This is a genomic window from Sphingopyxis sp., from assembly GCF_036402335.1.
In the GTDB taxonomy this organism is placed as follows: Bacteria; Pseudomonadota; Alphaproteobacteria; order Sphingomonadales; family Sphingomonadaceae; genus Sphingopyxis.
Window position 1 is genome coordinate 1 of sequence record NZ_DASWTD010000478.1, and the last position, 3,813, is coordinate 3,813.

The 3,813-nt window shown below is 65.4% G+C and carries 3 protein-coding genes; all 3 read left to right on the plus strand.

All coding sequences use genetic code 11. The features are described 5' to 3' along the window. Nucleotides 1-34 precede the first annotated feature (34 nt). On the plus strand, nucleotides 35-1,351 hold the full coding sequence (locus VGD20_RS15600; RefSeq protein ID WP_331135328.1) for an MFS transporter: 1,317 nt from the start codon (nucleotides 35-37) through the stop codon (nucleotides 1,349-1,351). Then, complete coding sequence (gene uxaC / locus VGD20_RS15605) at nucleotides 1,348-2,775, plus strand: glucuronate isomerase (protein WP_331135329.1); 1,428 nt, start codon at nucleotides 1,348-1,350, stop codon at nucleotides 2,773-2,775. The genes VGD20_RS15600 and uxaC overlap by 4 nt, the downstream gene beginning before the upstream one ends. Next, nucleotides 2,772-3,813 (plus strand): mannitol dehydrogenase family protein (locus VGD20_RS15610; protein ID WP_331135330.1); only part of this gene is annotated, 1,042 nt, incomplete at its 3' end. The genes uxaC and VGD20_RS15610, both read left to right, overlap by 4 nt.

Here is a 3,813-nt window from a genome sequence, read left to right on the forward strand (position 1 = left end):
ATAGCGGATTAATAATCCAAAACGGGAGAGAGAGATGGCACAGGCATTCGCGGACGGAGGCGCGGCGTCGCCGGTGCCGAGGGCAGGCCGGTACCGCTGGCTGATCGTCGCGGTGCTGTTCGCCGCGACCACGGTCAATTATATCGACCGCACCATGCTCGGCCTGCTCGCCCCGACGCTTGGGCAGGAGCTCGGGTGGAGCGAGAATGACTATGGCAACATCGTCACCGCCTTTCAGGCTGCCTATGCGCTTGGCTTCCTGGCGATGGGCTGGCTGATCGACCGCTTCGGGCCGAAGGTCGGTTATGCGATCGCGATCAGCATCTGGACCGTCGGCCATGTCGCGCACGGTTTCGCCTCCTCGATCATTTCCTTCATGCTGGCGCGCGTCGTGCTCGGCGTCGGTGAAGCGGGGCATTTCCCCTCGGTCGTCCGCGCGTCGAGCGAATGGTTTCCCCAGAAGGAGCGCGCCTATGCGATCGGCTGGGTCAACAGCGCGACGACGATCGGCGTCATCCTGACTGCACCGACGCTCTGGCTTTTCATGACATTGTTCGGTTTCGACTGGCGCGAAACCTTCATCACCACCGGCATCTTCGGCGTCATCCTGCTCGTGCTCTGGCTTCGGCTCTACAGCAATCCGCGCGAGAGCGGAAAGGTCTCGGACGCCGAACTCGCGTGGATCGAGCATGATCCGCCCGAGAAGGTCGAGCGGATCGGGTGGGGCAAGATCGTCGCCAAGCGCGAGGCGTGGGCTTTTGCGGTCGCCAAATTCCTGACCGATCCGGTCTGGTTCCTGATGCTCTTCTGGCTGCCCAAATATTTCAGCACGACCTACGACGTCGACCTGAAAGTCGTGCTGTTGCCGATGCTCGTCATGTATCTGCTCTCTGACGTCGGCAGCATCCTTGGCGGCTGGGTGTCGTCGAAGCTGATCCAGAGCGGGCGTAGCGTCAATTTCGCGCGCAAGGCGACGATGCTCGGCGCCGGCTGCTGCGTCCTGCCTTTGCTCTTTGTCACCGGGCTCGACAATATGTGGCTCGCGGTCGTGCTGATCGGCATCGCGCTCGCCGGCCATCAGGCCTTTTCGTCGACGATCCTGTCGATCCCGCCCGACATGTTCCCCAAACGCGCGGTCGGGTCGGTGATCGGGCTTGGCGGATTCGCAGGCGGCGTCGGCGGCATGATCATGGCGAAGTCGACCGGGCTCGTGCTCGACGCGACGGGGGGCAATTATACGGTCATCTTTGCCGCCTGCACGACCGTTTACTTCCTCGCGGTGCTCGCGGTGCATCTGCTGAGCCCGCAGCTTGCGCCGGTCACCGTGGAGAGCGAAACTACCCCCGCATGACTCGCCCGCTGACCCTGCATCCCGATCGCCTGTTTCCGTCCGATCCGGCGCAGCGCGCCATCGCGCGCCGGCTCTATGCCGAGGTCGCGAGCCTGCCGATCGTCAGTCCGCACGGGCACACCGACCCGAGCTGGTTCGCGGGCAACGCGCCGTTCGGCAACGCGGCCGAGCTGCTGCTTCACCCCGATCATTATGTGTTCCGGATGCTCTATTCGCAGGGCATCTCGCTCGATGCGCTGGGCATCCGGAACCCGGATGCCGATCCGCGCGAAAGCTGGCGCCTCTTTGCGCAAAACTATCATCTCTTTCGTGGTACCCCGACGCGGATGTGGATGGACTGGGTGTTCGCCGAAGCTTTCGGTTTCGACGTGCAATTCGGGGCCGAGACCGCGGACCTCTATTACGACCGGATCACCGAGGCGCTGGCGACCGACGCCTTTCGCCCGCGCGCGCTGTTCGACCGCTTCGGGATCGAGGTGATCGCAACGACCGAAAGCCCGATCGATACGCTCGAACATCATGCCGCGATCCGCGCCGCGAATGCCAGCGGCGAGTGGGGTGGGCGGGTGATCACCGCCTATCGCCCCGACCCGGTGATCGACCCGGAATTCGAAGGCTTCCGCGATAACCTCAAACGCTTCTCCGGCCTGTCGGGCGAAGATGCCTTCTCCTATTCGGGCTATCTCGCCGCACACCGCGACCGCCGCGCCTTCTTTGCCGAAATGGGTGCGACCTCGACTGATCACGGTCACCCGACCGCGGCGACGGCCGACCTGTCGGACGCCGAGGCCGAGGCACTGTTCGCACGCGTTACCGGCGCCGATGTCTGCGCCGCCGATGTCTGCGCCGCCGATGCTGAGCTGTTCCGCGCGCATATGCTGACCGTGATGGCGGGGATGAGTCTCGACGACGGCCTCGTCATGCAGATCCACCCCGGCGCCTTCCGCAACCACAACCCTTGGCTGTTCGACCATTATGGCCGTGACAAGGGCGCCGATATCCCGACCGCGACCGACTATGTCCATGCGCTGCGCCCATTGCTGGCGCGCTATGGCAATGAGGCCGCGCTGACGATCATTCTCTTCACATTGGATGAGACGAGCTATGCGAGGGAGCTCGCGCCGCTCGCGGGCCATTATCCGGCGCTGAAACTCGGCCCGGCCTGGTGGTTCCACGACAGCCCGGAGGGGATGCGGCGTTTCCGGAACCAGATGACCGAGACCGCTGGTTTCTACAACACGGCCGGTTTCAACGACGACACGCGCGCCTTCCTGTCGATCCCCGCGCGCCACGATGTTGCGCGCCGCATCGACTGCGGCTTCCTTGCCGGGCTCGTCGCCGAGCACCGGATGGAGGAGTGGGAGGCGGCCGAGCTTGCGGCCGACCTCAGCTACCATCTCGCCAAGGCCGCGTACAAGCTGTGAGGCTCACGGGCCAAACGCCGGTGCCGGCGTCGGCGCGGGTGCCGGGCTACGACCGTGCGGTGCAAGCCGCAGGGATCGTCCATATCGGCATCGGCGCGTTCCACCGCGCGCATCAGGCGCTCTATACCGACGATGCGATGGGTGCGGGTGACCGCGATTGGGGCATCATCGGCGTGTCGCTGCGTTCGGGTGATGTCGCGGCACAGCTTAACCCGCAGGATGGGCTCTACACCGTCGGCGTGCGCCGCGCTGCCGGAACCGAATTGCGATTGATCGGCGCGGTGCAGAAAGTGCTCGTCGCGGCCGACGATCCGCAGGCGGTCATCGCCGCGATCGCCGCGCCGACCACGCATATCGTCAGCTTCACCGTGACCGAGAAAGCTTATCTGCGTTGTCCTGACGGATCGCTCGACCTTGCCGCGGCGATCCGCGGAGCGAGCCTTTATCGTTTCGTTGCCGCGGGGCTGGCCGCGCGCAGGGCAGCGGGGCTCGGCGGTGTCACGCTGCTCAGCTGCGACAATCTGGCGGGGAATGGTGCGGTGCTGCGCCGCCTGCTGCGTGAATATCTGGCGGCCTGTCATCCGGGCCTCGTCGACTGGGTCGATGCGACCTGTACCTGTCCGGCGACGATGATCGACCGTATCGTCCCCGCGACGACCGACGCCGACCGGGCGGCGGTCGAGGCGACCCTCGGCGCGCGCGACGAAGGCGCGGTCGTTACCGAAGGCTTCAGCCAGTGGGTGATCGAGGATGATTTTGCCGGCCCGCGCCCGCGCTGGGAGCAGGTCGGCGCCGAACTGGCCGCCGATGTCGCGCCTTATGAGACCGCGAAGCTGCGTATGCTCAACGGCGCGCATTCGGCGCTCGCCTATATCGGGCTGGGGCGTGACCATGAATATGTCCATCAGGCCATCGCCGACCCCGAAATTCGCGCGGCCGTCGAACGGTTGATGCGCGACGAAGCCGCGCCGACGATCGACGCGGCACCCGGGCAGGATCTCGCTGCCTATGCTGATGCTTTGCTCGATCGCTTCGCCA

Bases quoted from the DNA above. Each gene is read 5' to 3' on its own strand.
- VGD20_RS15600 (WP_331135328.1), top strand. From the start codon at position 35: ATGGCACAGGCATTCGCGGACGGAGGCGCGGCGTCGCCGGTGCCGAGG.
- uxaC (WP_331135329.1), top strand. From the start codon at position 1,348: ATGACTCGCCCGCTGACCCTGCATCCCGATCGCCTGTTTCCGTCCGAT.